This is a genomic window from Bordetella sp. (assembly GCF_057362025.1).
The window spans coordinates 64,869-83,814 of record NZ_JBMQQZ010000083.1 but is presented as its reverse complement, the minus strand read 5'-3'; the positions used below and the strand labels follow the sequence as shown (position 1 = coordinate 83,814).

The 18,946-nt window shown below is 66.5% G+C and carries 15 protein-coding genes; 9 read left to right on the top strand and 6 right to left on the bottom strand.

Going from position 1 to position 18,946, the window contains the following annotated elements:
* Complete coding sequence (locus ACO1P8_RS17750; RefSeq protein WP_486297207.1) at window positions 1-1,530, top strand: efflux transporter outer membrane subunit; 1,530 nt, start codon at window positions 1-3, stop codon at window positions 1,528-1,530.
* A gap of 16 nt (window positions 1,531-1,546) precedes the next feature.
* Here ACO1P8_RS17750 and ACO1P8_RS17745 read toward each other — a convergent pair whose 3' ends face one another.
* Window positions 1,547-3,331: a chloride channel protein gene (locus tag ACO1P8_RS17745; RefSeq protein ID WP_486297206.1), complete on the bottom strand. Its 1,785-nt coding sequence runs from the start codon at window positions 3,329-3,331 to the stop codon at window positions 1,547-1,549.
* A gap of 272 nt (window positions 3,332-3,603) precedes the next feature.
* On the opposite strand from ACO1P8_RS17745, the gene ACO1P8_RS17740 reads away from it, so the two are divergent.
* The 7 genes from ACO1P8_RS17740 to ACO1P8_RS17710 all read left to right on the top strand — a co-directional run bounded on the left by ACO1P8_RS17740 (window position 3,604) and on the right by ACO1P8_RS17710 (window position 12,318).
* Window positions 3,604-4,350 carry a DUF3348 domain-containing protein gene (locus tag ACO1P8_RS17740; RefSeq protein WP_486297205.1) on the top strand — a complete coding sequence of 249 codons (747 nt, stop codon included), beginning with the start codon at window positions 3,604-3,606 and terminating at the stop codon, window positions 4,348-4,350.
* Between the two features lie 12 nt (window positions 4,351-4,362).
* Window positions 4,363-6,972, top strand: coding sequence for a DUF802 domain-containing protein (locus ACO1P8_RS17735; RefSeq protein WP_486297204.1), 2,610 nt, complete (start codon window positions 4,363-4,365; stop codon window positions 6,970-6,972).
* Window positions 6,969-7,658: an OmpA family protein gene (locus ACO1P8_RS17730; protein WP_486297203.1), complete on the top strand. Its 690-nt coding sequence runs from the start codon at window positions 6,969-6,971 to the stop codon at window positions 7,656-7,658. The genes ACO1P8_RS17735 and ACO1P8_RS17730 overlap by 4 nt, the downstream gene beginning before the upstream one ends.
* Complete coding sequence (locus ACO1P8_RS17725) at window positions 7,658-8,353, top strand: DUF2894 domain-containing protein (RefSeq protein ID WP_486297202.1); 696 nt, start codon at window positions 7,658-7,660, stop codon at window positions 8,351-8,353. The genes ACO1P8_RS17730 and ACO1P8_RS17725 overlap by 1 nt, the downstream gene beginning before the upstream one ends.
* Window positions 8,354-8,565: 212 nt before the next feature.
* A complete protein-coding gene (locus tag ACO1P8_RS17720; protein ID WP_486297201.1) occupies window positions 8,566-9,696 on the top strand; it encodes an SMP-30/gluconolactonase/LRE family protein in 1,131 nt (376 codons plus the stop codon).
* A gap of 372 nt (window positions 9,697-10,068) precedes the next feature.
* Entirely contained in the window at window positions 10,069-11,493 is a 1,425-nt protein-coding gene (locus tag ACO1P8_RS17715; protein WP_486297200.1) for a DUF1254 domain-containing protein, read from the top strand.
* A gap of 429 nt (window positions 11,494-11,922) precedes the next feature.
* Window positions 11,923-12,318 carry a VOC family protein gene (locus ACO1P8_RS17710; RefSeq protein ID WP_486297199.1) on the top strand — a complete coding sequence of 132 codons (396 nt, stop codon included), beginning with the start codon at window positions 11,923-11,925 and terminating at the stop codon, window positions 12,316-12,318.
* 8 nt (window positions 12,319-12,326) lie between these two features.
* On the opposite strand, the gene chrA is transcribed toward ACO1P8_RS17710, so the two are convergent.
* Entirely contained in the window at window positions 12,327-13,511 is a 1,185-nt protein-coding gene (gene chrA, locus ACO1P8_RS17705; protein WP_486297198.1) for a chromate efflux transporter, read from the bottom strand.
* 276 nt (window positions 13,512-13,787) lie between these two features.
* Here chrA and ACO1P8_RS17700 point away from each other — a divergent pair, with 276 nt between their 5' ends.
* Window positions 13,788-14,822 (top strand): CorA family divalent cation transporter, encoded by a 1,035-nt coding sequence (locus ACO1P8_RS17700; protein ID WP_486297197.1) that lies wholly within the window; start codon window positions 13,788-13,790, stop codon window positions 14,820-14,822.
* A 29-nt stretch (window positions 14,823-14,851) separates the two neighbouring features.
* Here the strand turns inward: ACO1P8_RS17700 and ppk2 are convergent, their stop codons facing one another.
* The 4 genes from ppk2 to ACO1P8_RS17680 form a co-directional block, all read right to left on the bottom strand.
* Complete coding sequence (gene ppk2 / locus ACO1P8_RS17695) at window positions 14,852-15,769, bottom strand: polyphosphate kinase 2 (RefSeq protein ID WP_486297196.1); 918 nt, start codon at window positions 15,767-15,769, stop codon at window positions 14,852-14,854.
* A 64-nt stretch (window positions 15,770-15,833) separates the two neighbouring features.
* A complete protein-coding gene (locus ACO1P8_RS17690) occupies window positions 15,834-16,904 on the bottom strand; it encodes a mandelate racemase/muconate lactonizing enzyme family protein (protein WP_486297195.1) in 1,071 nt (356 codons plus the stop codon).
* A 6-nt stretch (window positions 16,905-16,910) separates the two neighbouring features.
* Window positions 16,911-17,933, bottom strand: a complete 1,023-nt coding sequence (locus ACO1P8_RS17685; RefSeq protein ID WP_486297194.1) for a Bug family tripartite tricarboxylate transporter substrate binding protein — start codon at window positions 17,931-17,933, stop codon at window positions 16,911-16,913.
* A gap of 95 nt (window positions 17,934-18,028) precedes the next feature.
* Window positions 18,029-18,919 carry a TauD/TfdA dioxygenase family protein gene (locus ACO1P8_RS17680; RefSeq protein ID WP_486297193.1) on the bottom strand — a complete coding sequence of 297 codons (891 nt, stop codon included), beginning with the start codon at window positions 18,917-18,919 and terminating at the stop codon, window positions 18,029-18,031.
* Window positions 18,920-18,946 lie beyond the last annotated feature (27 nt).

The following is an 18,946-nucleotide window of genomic DNA, read 5'->3' as shown; positions in this document are numbered from 1 at the left end:
ATGCGCGTGTCGGCCGCCTCGCTGGTGACGTGCATTCTGCTGAGCGGCTGCCTGGTGGGGCCGGACTATAAGCGGCCGGAGGTCGATACGCCGCAGGCGTTCCGCTTCGCCGACGGCGAAGCCCGCCAGGTCGTGGACACCGTATGGTGGCAGCAATTCCGGGATCCCGCGCTGGATGCCCTGATCGCCACCGCCTTGGCGCAGAACAAGGACGTGAAAATCGCGGCGGCGCGTATCGAGCAATATCTGGGGCAATTGCAAACCACGCGCGCGCAGCTGTTCCCGCAATTGGGCGCGGACGCGCAGGCCGGCCGGCAACGGCTGCCCATCGGTTCGGCCAACCTGCCGGAGAACACCGGGCCGGTGTTCAACCAATATTCGGCCACGCTGTCGGCGTCCTGGGAGCTCGATGTCTTCGGCCGGCTGCGCCGGCAGACCGAAGCCGCGCGCGCCATGCTGCTGGCCACGGAGGAGGGGCGGCGCGCGACCATCCTGGCGCTGGTGGCGTCGGTGGCGTCCTCCTATATCAATCTGGTGTCGCTGGACCGGCAACTGGACATCGCCCATGCGACGGCCGCCAGCCGCGCCGAGTCGGTGCGCATTTTCACGCTGCGCTACAGCTACGGAGAAGTGTCGGAGATGGAGCTGGCGCAGAGCCAATCCGAATACCAGGCCGCGCTGGCGACCATCCCGCAGCTGGAACTGCAGATCGCGCAACAGGAAGACGCGCTTTCCATCCTGCTGGGCCGCAACCCCGAAGCGGTGCCGCGCGATCGCGTCCTGGACCAGCTGGCGCTGCCGGAGATCCCCGCCGGCCTGCCGTCGGAACTGCTGACGCGGCGGCCCGACCTGCGGCAGGCGGAGCAGAACCTGATCGCGGCCAACGCGTTGATCGGCGCGGCCCGGGCGCTGTATTTCCCGTCCATTTCGCTGACCGGGGCCTTCGGCACGGCCAGCGGCCAATTCTCCAACCTGTTCACCGGCGCATCGCGGGTATGGTCGTTCGCCGGTGCCGTTACGGTCCCTATCTTTACCGCTGGCGCGATCGGCGGCCAGGTGCGCCAGGCCGAGGCGCAGCACCAGCAGATCCTCCTCGAGTACGAGAAAGCCATCCAGGTCGCTTTCCAGGAGGTATCCGACTCGCTCATCGGCTTGCGCAAAACGCGCGAGGCCCTGGTCGTGCAGGGCCGCCAGGTGGAAGCGCTGGGGCGCTATGCGCGCCTGGCCCGCTTGCGCTACGAGGGCGGGTACACGAGCTATATCGAGGTGCTGGACGCCGAGCGCAGCCTGTTCAATGCGCAATTGACGCAGGCGCAGACGCAGGGTGCCGTGTTCGCCTCGATGGTGCAGCTGTACAAGGCGATGGGTGGGGGCTGGGTCATGACCGCGGAGGGCATGACGGTCGTCGGCGCTACGGACGCGCCGGAGTCGGGTGCCGCCGCCAGGCCGCCGGCGGCGGATATCGAGGCAGCCGCGAATCCGCCCGATCCGCGGCCGGCCGCACCGCCGCATGCCACGGTTTCGCCTTGACCGGGACGACCTGTTCCTATGCGCGGCGCGTCTTCGCGAACCGTTGCTGCAGCCGGTGCAGGGGCGTGCGGCGGAAGGTTTCGTAGCGTTCTTCCTCTTCGGAGAATGCCAGCGACGGCTTGACCAGATCGCTGCGGCTGATCACGCCCACCAGGCGCCGCGACTGGGCGTCGGTCACGACCGGTACCCGTTCCAGCCCATGCACCGCCAGGCGGTTGGCGACGGTACGACAGGTTTCGCCCGGCAGGGCCATGATGGGCACATTCGCGCCGAACAGGTCGGCCATGCGGTGGGCTTGCGGTTCGGCCAGGCCTTGCAGCAGCGTATCGCGTTCGATCATCCCGACCAGCGCGCCGTCGCGCACGACGGGGTATGCACGATGCGTCTGTTGCGTCCCGAAGGAGGTCTCCAGCGCGTCGCGCAGCCGCGTATCGGCGTCGAGGGTGCGCGGGTCGCGCGTCATGACCTCGTGCACGAAGTGGCGCTCCAGCGGATCGATGCCGTATTCGCGGTAGATGTGATAGCCGCGCCGGGCGATTTTCTCCGTGAGGATGGAGCGGCGCATCACCAGCACCGTGAACCCGTAGGCGCAGGCCGAGGCCGTCAGCAAGGGCAGCAGGGCATTGACGTCGTGCGTCAACTCGAAGGCGAACAGCACCGACATGATGGGCGCGCGCATCATGCCGCCCAGCGTCGCGGCCATGAAAATCATCGGCCACAAGGCGGGTTGACCGCCCGGCATGTAGGGGCCGGCCACCGCGCCCACGGCGGCGCCCATCATCAGCAGGGGGGCAAGCACTCCGCCCGAGGTTCCGGAAGCCAGCGAGATCACCCAGATCGCCGCCTTGACCAGGATCAGGCCGACGACCACGCCGACGGCGAGATTGTTGTGCAGCAGGTCGCCGATGACGTCGTAGCCCACCCCCAGCGCGCGCGGCTGGAAATACCCGCCGACGCCGATCGCCAGGCCGCCCAGCGCCGGCCACCACATCCAATGAAAGGGCAGCTTCAGGAACAGGTCTTCCATCTTGTACAGCGACGTCGACAGCCCCCAGGACAAGGCACCCGTGACCACGCCGGCGATGGCGCAGGCGATCAGCCCGACCGGGCCGAGCACCTCCGTCTGCAGCGGAAACAGCGCGCCGCCCTCCATCACCAGCGGACGGCAGAAGCCCGCAACCGCGCAGGCGATGGCAACCGGCAACAGGCTGCGGGGCCGCAGTTCGAACAGCAGCAGCTCTACGGCGAGCATGACCGCCGCGATGGGCGTGCCGAACACGGCCGTCATGCCGGCGGTGGCGCCCGCCACCAGCAAGGTCTTGCGTTCGGCGCCGGTCAGGTGAAAGTGCTGGGCGATCAGCGAGCCGATGGCGCCGCCGGTCATGATGATGGGGCCTTCGGCGCCGAAGGGACCGCCGCTGCCGATGGCGATCGCCGACGACAGTGGCTTGAGGACGGCAACCTTGGGCGACATCCTGCTCTTGCCGAACAGGATGGCTTCGATGGCCTCCGGGATGCCGTGGCCGCGGATTTTTTCCGTGCCGTAGCGGGCGATCAGGCCGATGATCAGGCCGCCGGCAGCGGGAATGACGATGACCCACAACCCGAGGGTATTGTCGGCGGGCGATCGGGCCTGCAGCGATACCGTCTGGAAGAAAAACAGGTTGGTGAAGAAAGCGATCAGCCGCAACAGACAGTACGCGGTCAGCGTACCGAGCATGCCGATGACCGCTGCGATCGCCGCAATGCGCAACAGACGGGCGCTGGCGGCGAAATCGCCTGTGGATTTAGCTTCGTGCACGTTGATTCCAGGAATTCGACAGGAAGGGGGACAAGCGCGTCCGCCGACCGGCGCGGCACGCAACAAGGAGAAAAAGGGGGCACGTATGGCGACGGCGTGCGGCAACGCACGATCAGGTCGCCGGTCCGGCGTAATTATATCGTAATACGATATATTTGCCAGCGCTTCGGCGGAAAGCCATGGCGCCGCCCGGGCACGCCAGGGTGAGGAGCCGGGTGGCTGTCCGCGGCGTTTAGGCGCCGTGTAAACTGGCGGATTTTTGATTCGGCGCTATGGATCCAGCCCCTCGGCGCACCGGCCTGAGCGGACCGACCCTGGTCCGCCTGCTTAGCCGCCTGACGGATATCGACGTTGCGGAACCCAGGCAGTCCCTGGCGGACCGGCTCAGCCTTTGGCTGGGCTGGACGGACGCGATCGCACTGTCCACCGTGCTGAACAGCCATCCACCCGCGGCCGGCGAAGCGGCGGGCGAAGCCGATAACGCCGAAGAGCAGGAGTGTGCCCGCGTGCGGACCGCGCTGGCCAACGCCATTACAGAAAAAAACCGCGCGCCCAAGGGGGCGGACAGCCACCCGCGCAACCGGGCCCTCGCACCGGCCTCGCCGGCCAGGGCCCCCGTCGACTATGCCATTTATCGCCAACGCTATCTTTCACTGCAGCAGACCATGGAAACGGGCATCGCCAGCCTGCGTACCCGGTTGCGCGCCGCGATGGCCGGCAGGACGCCGGCCATGACGCAGCTGGCCGCCGTCGACGCGATCATGGAACAGGCGCTGGGCGCGCGCGAGCACAACGCACTGGCGGCCGTGCCGGGGCTGCTCGAAACCCATTTCCACCGACTGCGCCGCGCCGAGGCGGCCGCCCTGGCCGAGGCGGAGTCCAACGGCCAGGTGGCGGTCGCCAAACCTGGCGCCTGGCTGGATGTCTTTCGCCAGGACATGCGCGGCGTACTGCTCGCCGAACTGGATATTCGTTTTCAGCCTGTCGAAGGCCTGCTTGCGGCGCTCCGCGCCAGCTAAACCCGGGATGTCATGACCAGAATTCTTTATATCGCTGCTTTTCTCGTCGGGCTGGCCGTCATCGGCTGGATCGGCGCGGGCTATGTCGGATCGAACCCCCTGGCGCTGGCGGTCACGGCGCTGATCGGCGTGACCTATCTGGCAGGGACGTGGGAACTGCGCCGCTACCAGCAGGCGACGTCTTCCCTGGCCGGCGCGCTGGGCAGGCTGTCCGACGCGCCGGCGGGACTGGCGGGCTGGCTCGATCAACTGCATCCCGCGTTGCGGGGGCCGGTGCGCCTGCGCATCGAGGGCGAGCGCGTGGCCCTGCCCGGGCCGTCGATGACGCCTTATCTGGTGGGCCTGCTGGTGCTCCTGGGCATGCTGGGCACCTTCCTGGGCATGGTGGCCACGCTGCGCGGCACCGGCAACGCCCTGGCAAGCGCCACGGATCTGCAAGCCATCCGCGCCTCGCTGGCAGCCCCGGTCCAGGGCCTGGGCTTCGCCTTCGGCACTTCGGTTGCCGGCGTGGCCACGTCGGCCATGCTGGGACTGCTGTCGGCCTTGTGCCGCCGCGAGCGGATACTGGTGGCCCAGCAATTGGACACCCGCATCGCCACCACGCTGCGCGGCCACACGCTGACCCATCAGCGCGAGGAAACCTTCCGCCTGATGCAGCGGCAGGCCGAAACCTTGCCGCTGCTGGTCGATCGACTGCAGGCAATGATGGCGGGCATGGAGCAGCGCAACCAGGCCTTGAACGACAATCTGGCCGCCGGCATGGCCGCGATGGAGCGCCAGCACGCCGCGCTGAGCGAACGGCTGGCCGCCGGGCAGGCCGCCCTGGACCAGCGGCTGGCATCCGGCCAGGACGCCCTGAACGAGCGGCTGGGTACCGGCCAGCAGGCCTTCCACGATAAAACCGAGGCCGCCTATACGGGCCTGGCCGCGGCCGTGCAGCAGACGCTGAAGGACAGCGCCGCCGAAAGCGCCCGACTGGCCGCCACCGCCTTGCAGCCGGTAATAGAGGGCACAATGGCCGGCATGGCGCGGGAAACCGCCGCCTGGCGCGACGCGGTCGCGCTCGCCGTGCAGCAGCAGCACGAGACCGTGACCCAGGCGGTCGAACGCCAGCACGATGCCCTTACCCGCGCGACGGAACGGCAACACGATGCCATCACCGAGGCCACGCGGCGGCAGCACGATGCCATTACGCAGGCGGCATCGCAGCAGCGCGATGCCATCGCCGACGCGGTTCAGCGGCAACTGGAGGGCATGTCGGCGCGATTCGAAACGGCGGCTGCCACGGTAAGCGACCTGTGGCGCGAGACGCTGGCGCGGCACGGCCAGGCGAACGACGCGCTGGCGGGCGACTTGCGGACGACGTTGCAGCGCTTTGCCGATACCTTCGAACAACGGTCGGCCGGCCAGATCGACGGAGTGGCTGCCAAACTGGACGGCGCGACCGCGGGCATGAGCGCAGCATGGACCGACGCGATGTCGCGCCAGGAACATGCCAACGGCCAGCTGGCGCGGGATAATCAACAGGCGCTCGCGGCGGTCGCGGCCGCCTTCGAACGGCATTCCGCCGGGCTGCTGGAAAAAGTGGAAGGACATTCTTCCGCCGTACTGGACAAGGTCGAAGGCCATTCGCTGTCGCTGCTGGGCCGGGCCGACACCCATTCCGCCTCGCTGATGGAGAAGGCGGAGGGGCATTTGTCGTCCCTGGCGGACCGGATAGAAGCCCATGCCTCGGCTTTGCGGCAAGGACTGGAGCAGCACTCGTCGGCCTTGCTGGACAACGTCCAGCAGCATTCGGGCGCGCTGTTGCAGGCCGTCGAACACGCGCAGACCCGGCAGCAGGCGGCACTCGAATCGCGCGACCAGCAACGGCTGGACGCCTGGACGGCCAAGCTCGACGCCATCGCCGGCGGGCTGCACGCGCAGTGGCGCGAAACGGGCGAGCAGACCGCTGCCCGCCAGCAGGAAATCTGCGAAACCCTGTCCCGCATTGCACTGGACATGACGGAACAGACGCAGGCCCGGGCCCGCGATACCATCGCCGAGATCGAACGCCTGGTGCAGGCCGCGTCCGAAGCGCCGAAGGCCGCGGCGGACGTCGTGGCGGAACTGCGCCAGAAGCTGTCCGATAGCATGGTGCGCGATAACGCGATGCTGGAAGAACGTGGCCGCTTGCTGGATACGCTGGGCACCTTGCTGGATGCCGTGAACCGTGCGTCCACGGAACAGCGGGAGGCCGTGGACGCGCTGGTCTCGACCTCCGCGGATCTGCTCGCGCGCGTCGGCGGCCAGTTCACCGATACGCTGGAAGCCGAAACCGCCAAGCTGGCCGACGCGGCCGGCCAGGTTTCCGGCAGCGTGGTGGAGGTCGCCAGCCTGGGCGAAGCCTTCGGCGGGGCCGTGCAGGCATTCGGCGAATCGAACGAGAAGCTGATGGCGCATCTGCAGCGCATCGAAGGCGCGCTGGAAAAGTCCCTCTCGCGCAGCGACGAGCAATTGGCCTACTACGTCGCGCAGGCCCGGGAAGCGATCGACCTTAGCGTGATGTCGCAAAAGCAAATCATCGAAGACCTGCAACAGCTTGCCGCGCAGCAGGCGGCAGCGGGTAGCGAAGCGGCATGAGCGAAGAAATCGACGGCGGCATCGAGCCCACGGTCCCGACCTGGGCAGTCTTCGGCGACCTGATGTCGGCGGCGCTGGGCGCTTTTGTCCTGATACTGGTCGGCGTGATCGGATTGCAGATGCAGCTTTCGGCCAAGCTGGACGAAGAGGTCAAGCAGCGCCAGGCCGAAACGCTGCGCCGCCAGACGCTGGAGCAGGCATTGGCCGTGCCCCTGGCCGCGGGCAGGGTCACGCTGGTCAACGGCCGCATCGGTATCAGCGGCAGTGTGCTGTTCGCCTTGAACTCCAATCAACTCCAGCCCGAGGGACGCGAGGTGCTGAAAAGCCTGGCACAGCCCTTGTCGGATTACTTGCGCACCCGCGACGAAATCCTGATGGTCAGCGGCTTCACCGACAACCAGCAGGTGCATGGGAACACGCGCGGCTTCGCCGATAACTGGGACCTGTCGGCCCAGCGGGCATTGACGGTGACGCGCGCCCTGATCGACGACGGCGTCGACCCCGGATCCGTCTTTGCCGCGGCCTTCGGCGCGGAGCAGCCCGTGGCGTCGAACGACGATGCCGAAGGCCGCGCGAAGAACCGACGTGTCGAAATTGCGCCGGTTCCCCGGTTGTCGGGGCAGAAACAGACGGACCACGGCCAGTCCGAGGCCGCGCGGGTCCCCGGGGGTAAGGTCGGGCAGTGATGGACGAATCTGACCGCGACGCGAACGGCCGCGATCCCGCCGCGCTGCTGGCCGCGTGGCGCGAGCAGGGCGCCGATCGCCTGGATCCGGTTCGCTTCCGTTTCATCGAAGCGATGGCGCGGCGCGCGGCCGTACGGCATGGCCATGCGCGCCGCGTGCTGGACGGGAAACTGGAAAAACTCCTGCAGGCCTACCGGAAGGACCTGGAGGCGAGGCGGATGCCCGCCGTAGGCGACCCCGACGGCGCCGGAGGTTCGACCGCGCCGGCCTCGGCATGCCACGGCACCGGCCCGCTGGCCGAATTGACCGGCTATATTGCCGCGCGCAAGCGCGAAGCGCGCACGGATGACCGCGCCGTGGGTGACGCGGACGGGGGGCAGGGCGCAGCGGCATATCCGGAATTGCCTCTGCTCGATTACTTTCGCGATACCTGGTCGCGCTACAGCGCCAGGCGGCAGTTGAAGCACTCGGAAGAGCGCGTGCCGGAAAACGCGGGGCCGTTGAATTCCAGCCTGCTCGTGCATCGCACGCTGTCGTTGATGCGAGAGGTCTCTCCGGAATACCTGCATCGGTTTCTATCCTATGTCGATGCGCTGTCCTGGATGGAACAGGCCACGCGTGTCGATCTGGTGGCCGATAAAGACGGGGGGCGCGGCGCGGCCGCCCGCAAGGTACCGCGGGGCGCTTCCCGCTAGCTTTCGTTTCCCCCCAGCTGAAGGCCCTGGGCACCGGTCTATCGCAGCGGAATCGTCCCGCCTGTAACGCTCGGTTACGCCATCTCCTCCAAAAGGCCCGTCATTTGCTACGGCAATGGCCGGCACGGCCCGGGCCACCGCGCACCATGGCTCTGTGCCGATGAGCCCAATCCGGGCGCGCGCCGCGCCCGCGCCGTTTAAGGAGAATTCGAATGACGTTGGCAAAGTCCTTGAACAGTCTGGCCCGCATCGTGGCGGCCTGCCTGGCGATCGCCGTCATCCAGGGATGCGCGACACGACAGGAAAGCAATGAAACGCTGGTGCCCATGTTCCAGGGCCAGCGTGTCTGGAATGGCGTGACGGTGACGCCTGAAGGACGGGTGTTCGTCAGCTATCCGCAGGCGGATAGCGCCGGCATGCAAGTCGCCGAACTCGACGCCCAGGGCCGCCCCTATCCCTTTCCCGATGCCAGCTGGAACGGTCCGCAGACGTGGGCCCCGGGCACCGTGGGCTCGGGGTATGTCCATGTGAACGCGCTGCGCGTGGGGCCTGACGGCAAGTTGTGGATCGTCGATGCCGGGGCGCCCGGCATGGGCCAACCGGCGGTGAAGGGTGGGGCGCGCCTGTTCCGCTTCGATCCGCAGACCCGCCAACTGCTGCAGACCTACGATCTTGCGGCGGCCGTGCACCCGTACAGCTATGTCGACGACGTCCGCTTCAATGGCGACCATGCCTACATGACCGATGCCGGGGCGCCGGGATTGATCGTGCTGGATCTGCGGACAGGCGCCACGCGGCGCGTGCTGGACAACAACAATGCCACCACGGCCATGCGGCCCCTGCGTGCCGACGGCCGCGCGGTGCTCGACCCCAAGGGCCAGCCCGTGCGCGTGCATGCCGATCAGCTGGAGGTCTCGCCTGACGGGCAGTGGCTGTACTTCCAGCCTGCTTCCGGTCCGATGGCCCGGGTGGCCACGCGCTGGCTGAACGATCCGACCGCCTCCGAAAAGGAAATCGCGTCCCATGTCGAGCTGGCCTGGGCCGACACGCCCAGCACGGGCGGCACGGCGATCGATGCCCAAGGCAATCTGTACACGACCGATACCGACAAGCGCCGCATATTGCGCATTACGCCGCAGGGCAAGATCTCGACGCTGATCCAGGACGACCGGCTGGTATGGGCGGACGCGCTGTGGATCGACCGTGACGGCTACCTGTGGATCCCCGCATCCCAATTGAATTTGACGCCGGGCTTCAACGACGGCCGCATGCAGGTGCGGTATCCGGTGTGGATCTACAAGCTGCGCACCCAGGCCCGGCCCAGCCCGCTCGATCATCCCTGAAGCCGGGATGGCCCTGGCACCGGGCCAGGGCTGCGCCATTCATCCCCATCCCCCTTGGACGGGCGCCGGGGCGGCTGCGTCGCCGCGCCGGTGCCTGCGTACGGACTGCGACTGTTTGCGTATTGTCCGCCCCCGGGGACCCGGCATATCCTCAGCAGCGCTGTCTATCACGCCTGCGGGGTGCATATTCCGATCCGGGGATGAGCCTGACGGTGCCCCCGCACGCGTATCCGAAGAGTGGGCAAGACGCCAGATGCCTGCTTGCCGATGGTTGCCGCAACCGAGGTTGTTTTCAACCGGGAGGATGCCATGCGATTGCATAGCGTGGTACGGGGACGATACGCGCGCCCCGCGTGGGCATGGGCTTTACTCATGGCGCTCGCCTGGACGGCGCTATCGACGACGGCACGGGCCGAGAAACTATCCGACGAAGAAGCACGGGCCATTGCCCTGGACGCCTATGTGTATTTCTATCCGATCGTCACGATGGATGTCACGCGCAGGCAGTCGACCAATGTGGCGTCGGCGGGCGAGAAGCCGGGTTTCGCGCCCCCCAACGCGATCTCCAATTGGCCCGAGTTCCCGCCCGCCGACCTGAAGCTGGTCGTGCGGCCGAACTTCGATACCTTGTACTCATCGGCCTTCCTGGACCTTACCCGCGAGCCGGTGGTCGTGTCCGTTCCGGATACCGGCGGGCGCTACTACCTGCTGCCCATGCTGGACATGTGGACCGACGTGTTCGCCTCGCCAGGCTGGCGCACCACGGGGACGCAGGCCGGCCATTTCCTGGTCGCCCAGGCCAACTGGCGGCCGGATCTGCGCGATCGGTTCGACGAGTACAAGCTGCCCCCGGGTACTTCCAGGATCGATGCTCCCACGCCGTACGTCCTCGTGATCGGCCGTACCAAGACGGATGGCCCGGCGGACTACGACGCGGTTCACAAGATCCAGGCCGGCTACCGGATCACGCCGCTGTCGCAATGGGGAGGCAACGGCGGTGCCGTCGTCGGCAATGTCGATCCCGCTATCGATATGAAGACGCCGCCCAAGGTGCAGGTCGACACGATGCCGGGCGAAAAATTCTTCGCCTACGCGGCGGAACTGCTGAAGCTGCATCCACCGCACCTGACGGACCAGCCCATCGTGGCCAGGATGAAGCGGCTGGGCATCGACGCCGGTAAGAGCCTGGATCTCGACGCGCTGGACCCGGTGGCGCGCAAAGCCATGGCCGGGGCGCCCGAAGCCGCCCGTCAGCTTATGCAGTGGAAGCTGTCCAGCCTGGCGCCCGTCAGCAATGGCTGGCTGATGAACACGACCACGATGGGCGTGTATGGCGACTACTACCTGAAGCGCGCCATCATTGCCCAACAGGGACTGGGCGCCAATCTGGTGGAGGATGCGATTTATCCGTTGAACATCGCAGACGGCGACGGCCACCCCCTGGATGGCGCCAACAAGTATGTGATCCGCTTTTCCCCGGCCGAGCTGCCGCCCGCCTACGCTTTCTGGTCCATCACGCTCTACGACGCCGACGGCTTCCAGGTGCCGAACAGCCTGAACCGATTCGCGGTCAGCAGCTGGATGCCGTTCAAGTACGGTGCCGACGGATCGCTGGAGCTTTACTTCCAGAACGAGAGCCCCGGCAAGGACAAGGAGGCGAACTGGCTGCCGGCCCCAAAGGGCGCGTTCAATCTGACCATGCGGCTGTATGCACCCAAGGCCGAGGCGCTGAACGGCCGATGGGTGCCTGCGCCGGTCAGCAAGTCGAGCGGTCCCTTGCCGGTGACGGCGCAGTAGGAGCCAGGCCGCGGACGCCCGGAAGGCCGTTGCCATTCCTTCCTCATCTATATTTGACTTTAATAATCATCCATAACTTACTGAAAATAAAATAAAAGAGTGAGCGATTCGACTTCAAGTGAAATCTCAGGAATGGGCATGCTCCGCAGTTGGACTTAAAGTGTTTTCTCAAGAGCGGGCGGCTGGGGGGCGGCGCACTTAAAGTGCTTTCTCAGGTATTGGAGGGCCTCGGTTCCAGCGCTTTACCAGGGTTGGTACGGCGCTTCAACAGGTCCGCGGCCGCGATACAGGCCATCATCGCCCCGTATTCGCCCGGCATCCGCACCGATCGCCCGCGCGCGGTCACATCGGCTGCGGGCGCGGAATCGGCCGCTGGCGCGCCGCGACTCTTACAATTCCGGCTCGTACCGAAAGAAGGCGGAGAGGCGCATGCAAGTTACAGGCATCGATCACGTCGTGCTGCGCGTGAAGCACATGGACCGGATGATCGCGTTCTACCAGGGGGTCCTGGGTTGCCAGGTCGCGCACCGGCAGGACGATCTTGGCCTCGTACACCTGCGCGCGGGCGCTTCGCTGATCGACCTGGTGGATGTCGCGGGTACGCTGGGCCGGCGCGGCGGCGAGGCGCCCACGGGCACGGCAGGCAATATGGACCACCTATGCCTGCGGGTGGCCGACTTCGATGTGCAGGCCTTGCGGCAGGAGCTGCAAGTCCATGGCGTCGAGGTCGGCGAAATCGCGGAACGCTACGGCGCATCGGGGCGCGCGACGTCCATTTACCTGCGCGACCCCGAAGGCAACGGCCTGGAGCTACGGGCCGGCTGAAACGGAATTCAGGCCATGGCGGCGAATAGCCACCCCCCGGCCGCCGCGATGGCGACGATCAGCAGGGGTGGCCAACGCATAACGACCAGCAGGGAAAAACACAGCAGGGCCAGGCCGAAATCCAGGGGCGTGCCGATGGCGCTGGTCCATACCGGGTTGTACAGGGCGGACAGCAGTATGCCCACCACGCCGGCGTTGATGCCCGCCACCGCGTTCTGCACCCCGGGCCGGGTCCGCAAGAGATTCCAGAACGGCAGCGGCGCGACCACCAGCAGCGCGGCGGGCAGGAAGATCGCCGCCAGCATGACCAGGCCGCCAGTCCAGCCGGACAACGGCCCGCTGGAGACGGCGCCCAGGAAGGCAGCGAAGGTGAACAGCGGCCCCGGGACGGCTTGCGCGGCTCCGTAGCCGGCCAGGAAGTCGGCATTGGACACCATGCCGTTGCCGACGGCGGTGGATTGCAGCAGCGGCAGCACCACATGGCCGCCGCCGAAGACCAGCGCGCCGGACCGATAGAAGCCGGCGAACTGCGCCAGCCAGGTCCGATCCGACATCGGCGCCAGCAGGGGCAGGGCGATCAGCAGCGTAAAGAACAGCACGATCGCGATAAGGCCCGCGCGGTGGCTGACGCGCAACGTCATCGTCGACGGCAGGACCCGCGGTGGCACTTTCAGCAGCGTCGCGCCCACCAGGCCGCAGGCCACGATGGCCCCGATCTGGCTGAACGCCGTCGGCAGCACCAGCGTGAGCAGCGTGGCCGCGATGGCCAGCATGGCTCGCGGCCTGTCCGGACAGAGCGACCTGGCCATGCCCCACACCGCCTGCGCCACGATGGCGACGGCCACGATCTTCAAGCCATGCACGATGCCGGAGTCGGCGAGCCCGCTATACCGGGCCAGCCCCACGCCGAAAAGTATCAGCAGCAGGGCCGACGGCAGCGTGAATGCCACCCATGCGGCCAGCATGCCGCTCCAGCCGGCCCGCATCAAACCGATGGTCATGCCCACTTTGCTGCTGGCCGGGCCGGGCAGAAATTGGCTGAGCGCGACGATGTCCGAATAGGTATGTTCGTCCAGCCATTTGCGTCGTTCGACGAACTCGTGCCTGAAGTAGCCCAGGTGCGCGACCGGGCCGCCGAAAGAGGTGAGTCCCAGGCGCAGGAACAGCAGGAAGACTTCGATCGATGCGGACATGAGGCGGAGCAATGGAAATGCGGTGCGTCTGTATAGCACGGCATGGTTGCCCGGCATCGCGGAATGGGGGGGCTGTCGCCAGGTTCTCCGCGCACCGTCCGGCGACGAGGACACCGGGGAGCTGCTGACGGTGTACCGAGGGCGTATGGGGTTTTCGCGATTTGTCACACCGGCGTCATGGGGCACGGGTATTGATGGGCGCCTGCATGGCCATCCAGGCTACGCGGCGCGGACGATACCGTCCGTCGTCCATCACTCATGTATCGCTGTCACGCCATGGATATCACCCCCCGGACAGATCCGCCGGTCAGCCGCAATCGGCTGTTGACACTGGCCGCCGGCCCCGGCGGGCTGATCTGCGCTTTCCGCTTCGGCGGCGGGCTTCCCCTGCGGCTGAACTGGCCCGACATCCTGGGCGGTTCGCCCGCCGGTCCCGGCCAGTTCACCTGGATGCACCTGAAGACCGCCGACAGCCGTATCCACGACTGGCTGGAACATGCCCGGGACATTCCGGAAGCCGCACGCCGGTTCCTGGCCGGCCGCGACGACCGGCCTCGCCTGCATATCTCGGACGACGGCGTCTACGGCCTGCTGGTGGACCTGAAGATGGACGCCGATGGGCAGGACGAGGAAAAGGGCGTCCTGCATTTCTTCCTGGATGGAACGCGGCTGATTACGGTGCGCACGCGCGCGCTGCGATCCACCGACAGATTGCGCCGCCTGATCGAGGAGGGCGCGGACTACGGCTGCACGCTGGACCTGCTGGCTGGCCTGCTGCAGTGCCTGCACGAAAGCTTCCTGGAAAAGCTGGAAGCCCTGACCGACGAAGTCGACGATATCGAGGCATCGGTGCTGTCCGACCGGCAGCAGGCCGACCGCAGCGCCTTGAGCGCGGTGCGGCGCCAGCTGGCCGAGTTCCGGCGCCATATCAATCCGGAACGGAACATACTGGGGCGGCTGTGCACGCTGGGCCACGCTTGGGCCGACAGCGATGCGCGGGATCGACTGGCGCAGGTCATCGATGCGCTGCACGGCCTGGCCGGTACCATCGACGCGCTGTACGAACGCGCCAAGCTGCTGCAGGAGGAAATCGCTTCGCAGATGGCCGAACAGATGAACCGCAACCTGATGGTGCTGTCCGTCCTGACCGCCTTGTTGATGCCCGGGACACTGCTGTCCGGGATCTTTGGCATGAACATGTCGGACGTTCCCGGCTTGCAGGCGCCGGGCGCCTTCTGGTGGGTCCTGAGCCTGATGGGGCTGCTCGGCTTGGGGATGCTGCTGCTTTTGCGCAAGCTCAAGCTTTTCTGAACCCCGGAAAGGGGCCCACGGCCCGCTCCCTAATAAACCTCCGGCACCATCATCGTGGCCGGTACCGGATGGCGGACATAGTCGGCATGGCGTTCCCGCGGGGGCAGGACGATGCCGGGCCGCTCGATCTCGTGGTATCGCATTTGCGATAGCAGATGGTTGATGCAGTTCAGGCGCGCGCGCTTCTTGTCCACGGCCTGCACCACCCACCACGGGGCCTCCGGAATATGGGTGCGCTCCAGCATGGTTTCCTTCGCGCGGGTGTAGGCTTCCCAGCGCCGCCGCGACTCCAGGTCCATGGGGCTGAGTTTCCATTGCTTCAGCGGGTCGTTGATACGACCGAGGAAGCGCAGGTGCTGTTCTTCGTCGGTGATCGAGAACCAGTACTTGATCAACTGGATGCCGGAGCGTACCAGCATCTTTTCGAACTCCGGCACCGTGCGGAAGAATTCTTCGTATTGGTCATCGCTGCAAAAGCCCATGACATGCTCGACGCCGGCGCGGTTGTACCAGCTGCGGTCGAACAGCACGATTTCGCCCGCGGCCGGCAGGTGCGATACGTAACGCTGGAAATACCATTGCGTGCGCTCTCGGTCGTTGGGAGCGGGCAACGCGGCCACCCGGGCAACGCGCGGATTCAGTCGCTGGGTGATGCGCTTGATCACGCCGCCCTTGCCCGCGGCATCGCGGCCCTCGAACAGGATCACCACCTTGTGGCCGGTGGCCACGACCCAGTTCTGCAGCTTGACCAATTCGCCCTGCAGACGAAAGAGTTCGCGGAAGTAGGTGCGGCGCCAGGCTCTTTCCTCGTCCGACGGCATATGGGCCGGATCGCCCTGCAATTCCTCGAAAGTCCGGTCTTCGAGCTCCAGTTCGAGTTCTTCGTCGTAATGGTCGGCCAGGTCGCGGTGTATCCGCCGCACCAGTTCATTGTCGATCGCGTCCACGTCCAGCTCCCTGTTGGATGAAGGCGATGCTATGACAGACGGATGACAAGGAAGTTACCGCGCGTCACGCGTTGAACGTCTCCTGCAGTACCGTGTGATCGCGCAGGGCGGCGCGGTCGACGACGGGCCGGTATCCGGCCGGCAGGCAGATGCCGCCTAGCGCGAAAGGCAAGGGGTTCTCCAGCAGCCGGTCGCGCGCCTTCAGGAAACCATTCATTTCACCCGCGTTGTCGATGGAGGAAGCGGCGACGCAGGCCTCCATCCAGCAGGCGATTTCCAGCGATACGCCGTCTCCCAGCACCGGCGACATGCCCAAGGCGCGGATCCGTGCCAAGGCCGCGGCCAGATCGTCCAATTGCCCGACCTTCTTCAGTTTGAGCTTGACGAAACCGACGTTGCCGATGGTCGAGGCCCTTTCGATGTCCTCCATGCCGTAGATCGACTCATCCAGCATGATAGGCACGGCGGACCGCGCCGCGACCGCGGCGTTCGCTTGCCAGTCGGTGGAGGCGCAAGGCTGTTCGAAGAGTTCTATGCCCGCGGGGTCCAACCTGGTGGCAAACGAGATGCCGTCCGCCTCGGTGTATCCGCGATTCGCATCCAGGCGCAGGGTCGCCCTGCCGGCCGCCACACGCTGGATGCGCTGTACGCGCTCCAGATCCTGGCGCCAGTCGAAACCCACCTTCACCTTCAGGGTGCGGAAGCCTTCCTCCGTCAACCGCGCGATCTCGTCGCGCAGGCCTTGCTCGGTGGCCTGTTGGCACGGCGCCAGCAGCGGTACATGGGTATCCCGCGCCATGTCCAGCAGCGCGTGGCCCGATAACATGTCCAGCGCGCCATACATGGCGCTGCAGACGCCGGGCAGGCGCCGGGCGTAGCCGTCCACTACACTGCGCGCCCGGACCGTCGATAGTCCCGGCATCACGGCCGCCATATCGCGCAAGGCCTGCCAGGAATCCGCGCGCGATTCCGTGGTGTATCCCACCGATACCATGCATTCGCCCCAGCCGGCTTCGCCGTCCGCGACGATTTCCACGAGGTAGGGGTCGAAGACCGTCTTATCGCCCGTGGACAGCTTATAAGGCACGGTCAGCGGAAACGCCACCTGCCGCACCGCGACGTATTCGACTTTCATTGCTGGCTACTCCATCGCCTTGATGCCGGAGTCGCGCACGATGCCGGCCCAGCGATCGATTTCGCTTCGCAGGTATGCCGATGACGAAGCCGGGGTGGAATCGGCCGTGACTTCAATGACCAGGCTCTTCAGTTTGTCTGCGGTCGCCTTGTCGGACAGCGCGGCATTGATGGCCTTATTGAGCCTGTCAACGATAGGCATTGGCGTCTGCGCCGGCACGAACACCATGTTCCAGGTGGACGCATCCACACCCGGAATACCCGCCTCGGCGATGGTGGGTACGTCCGGCAGCTCCGGCGACCGGTGGTTTGCCGCGATACCGATGGCCTTCAAGGAGCCATTGCGTACCAGCGACATCGCCGAGCTGGCCGTTTCGAAGGTGTAGAGATGGCGCTTGGCGATCATATTCTGGTGCGCGGGTCCCGAGCCGGTATACGGCACCACGAAGGCGTCCACGCCGGCCTTGCGATTGAAAAACTCGGTGACCAGGTGGGTGGCGCTGGCGTAGCCGGACGTGGCGTAGCTGTACTTGCCGGGCGCCGCCTTCAAGGTGGCAACCAGTTGCTCGATGGTCGGCGGCCCGCCAGGGGCTACCAGTACCAGCGCCGGGCAGGATCCGACCAACGCGACCGGCTGCAGGTCCTTCAGGGCGTCATAGGCCAGTTTCTTGTAGACCGCCGGGGCTACCGCGATGGATGCGGTGCCGAAGAGGATGGTGTACCCGTCGGGCGTTTCGCGCGCCGCCTGGGCCACGCCGATATTGCCGGCGGCGCCGCCGCGATTGAGCACCACGACGGACTGCCCGAGTTCGCGTCCGAGCTTATCGGCAAGCACGCGGGCGAAGACGTCGGTCGGGCCGCCCGGCGCGAAGGGCACGATCATGTTGATCGTATGCTGGGGGTACTCTTCGGCCCCCCGCGCCGTCGCCGCAAGGCCGAGCATGCACGTGCCCAGCGCGGCGCGCGCCAGCAGGCGCGCGGCTCCATGCGCGAGGCGCGCGGGGGGCACCCATGTTCCGTGCCGTTTCATATCGTCTCCTCCGTTGTTCCGGCCGCTGTGCGCCAGCCGTGTCCCGGGCGCCCTCTGGGGGGTGCGCCGGCCTTTGCCGATAGGGCATGGCGGTATTACGCCGCCAGGCGTTCGCCGATCTGAGTGCGGTACATCAGGCGACGGCTCGCGCTGTCGAAGGCATCGCGCTGATGCATGGTGCAGCGGTTGTCCCAGAGGATGGCATCGCCCACCTGCCATACCTGCGTCCATCTGGCTTCCGGACGTGTGGCATGCGCCCACAGCGCATCCAGCAAGGCTTCGCTTTCTTCCAGCGGCAGCCCCACCAGATAGGCGTTGCGCCGGCGTCCCAGGAAAAGGCAGTTTCGCCCAGTAACCGGATGCACTTTCACCACGGAATGGATGGCGCCGATCGTTTGCCGTGGGTCGCTCACCGCCACGTAGCCTTCACGAAGTTCGCCCGTGCTGTTGATGCTGGCGTCGTGCACGCAGCGCAAGCCCTCCACGCGGCGCTTGAGCTCCGGCGGCAGGTCATCGTAGGCCTTGTACATATTGACGAAACTGGTGCCGCCGCCGGAGGGCGGGATCTCAAGCGAATACAGGCAGCTAGCCTTGGGCGGCACATCCTTGTAGGTCATGTCGGAATGCCACTCGGCCTCGCCCGCGCCCAGTCCGCCGATGGGCTTGCCGTCGACGACGATGTTGGAAATCACATTGATCTCCAGCGGCAAGTCGTTGGTGCCGCCGCGCAGCGAGCCCTTGACGGGACGCTTGTCCAACGGACCTAGCGCGCTCGAGAATCTGATCAACTGCTCGCCGGTCAGGCTGGGGTTGCCGCGAAAGCGCAGGACGAGATGGTCGGCCCAGGCCTGCTCTATGACGGCGAGCTGTTCTTCGGTGGGAGGCTGACGCATGTCGTAGCCGACGATGTCGGCGCCCAGGGCTGCGCCTGTGGGAACCACGGATATCGTGCCATCCGTGCGCGAGGGTTGTGCTTGGGCGCTCATGCCTGTCTCCTGGAATGCGTCGTGGAA

Bases quoted from the DNA above. Each gene is read 5' to 3' on its own strand.
- ACO1P8_RS17750 (WP_486297207.1), top strand. From the start codon at position 1: ATGCGCGTGTCGGCCGCCTCGCTGGTGACGTGCATTCTGCTGAGCGGC.
- ACO1P8_RS17740 (WP_486297205.1), top strand. From the start codon at position 3,604: ATGGATCCAGCCCCTCGGCGCACCGGCCTGAGCGGACCGACCCTGGTC.
- ACO1P8_RS17735 (WP_486297204.1), top strand. From the start codon at position 4,363: ATGACCAGAATTCTTTATATCGCTGCTTTTCTCGTCGGGCTGGCCGTC.
- ACO1P8_RS17730 (WP_486297203.1), top strand. From the start codon at position 6,969: ATGAGCGAAGAAATCGACGGCGGCATCGAGCCCACGGTCCCGACCTGG.
- ACO1P8_RS17725 (WP_486297202.1), top strand. From the start codon at position 7,658: ATGGACGAATCTGACCGCGACGCGAACGGCCGCGATCCCGCCGCGCTG.
- ACO1P8_RS17720 (WP_486297201.1), top strand. From the start codon at position 8,566: ATGACGTTGGCAAAGTCCTTGAACAGTCTGGCCCGCATCGTGGCGGCC.
- ACO1P8_RS17715 (WP_486297200.1), top strand. From the start codon at position 10,069: ATGGCGCTCGCCTGGACGGCGCTATCGACGACGGCACGGGCCGAGAAA.
- ACO1P8_RS17710 (WP_486297199.1), top strand. From the start codon at position 11,923: ATGCAAGTTACAGGCATCGATCACGTCGTGCTGCGCGTGAAGCACATG.
- chrA (WP_486297198.1), bottom strand. From the start codon at position 13,511: ATGTCCGCATCGATCGAAGTCTTCCTGCTGTTCCTGCGCCTGGGACTC.
- ACO1P8_RS17700 (WP_486297197.1), top strand. From the start codon at position 13,788: ATGGATATCACCCCCCGGACAGATCCGCCGGTCAGCCGCAATCGGCTG.
- ACO1P8_RS17690 (WP_486297195.1), bottom strand. From the start codon at position 16,904: ATGAAAGTCGAATACGTCGCGGTGCGGCAGGTGGCGTTTCCGCTGACC.
- ACO1P8_RS17685 (WP_486297194.1), bottom strand. From the start codon at position 17,933: ATGAAACGGCACGGAACATGGGTGCCCCCCGCGCGCCTCGCGCATGGA.
- ACO1P8_RS17680 (WP_486297193.1), bottom strand. From the start codon at position 18,919: ATGAGCGCCCAAGCACAACCCTCGCGCACGGATGGCACGATATCCGTG.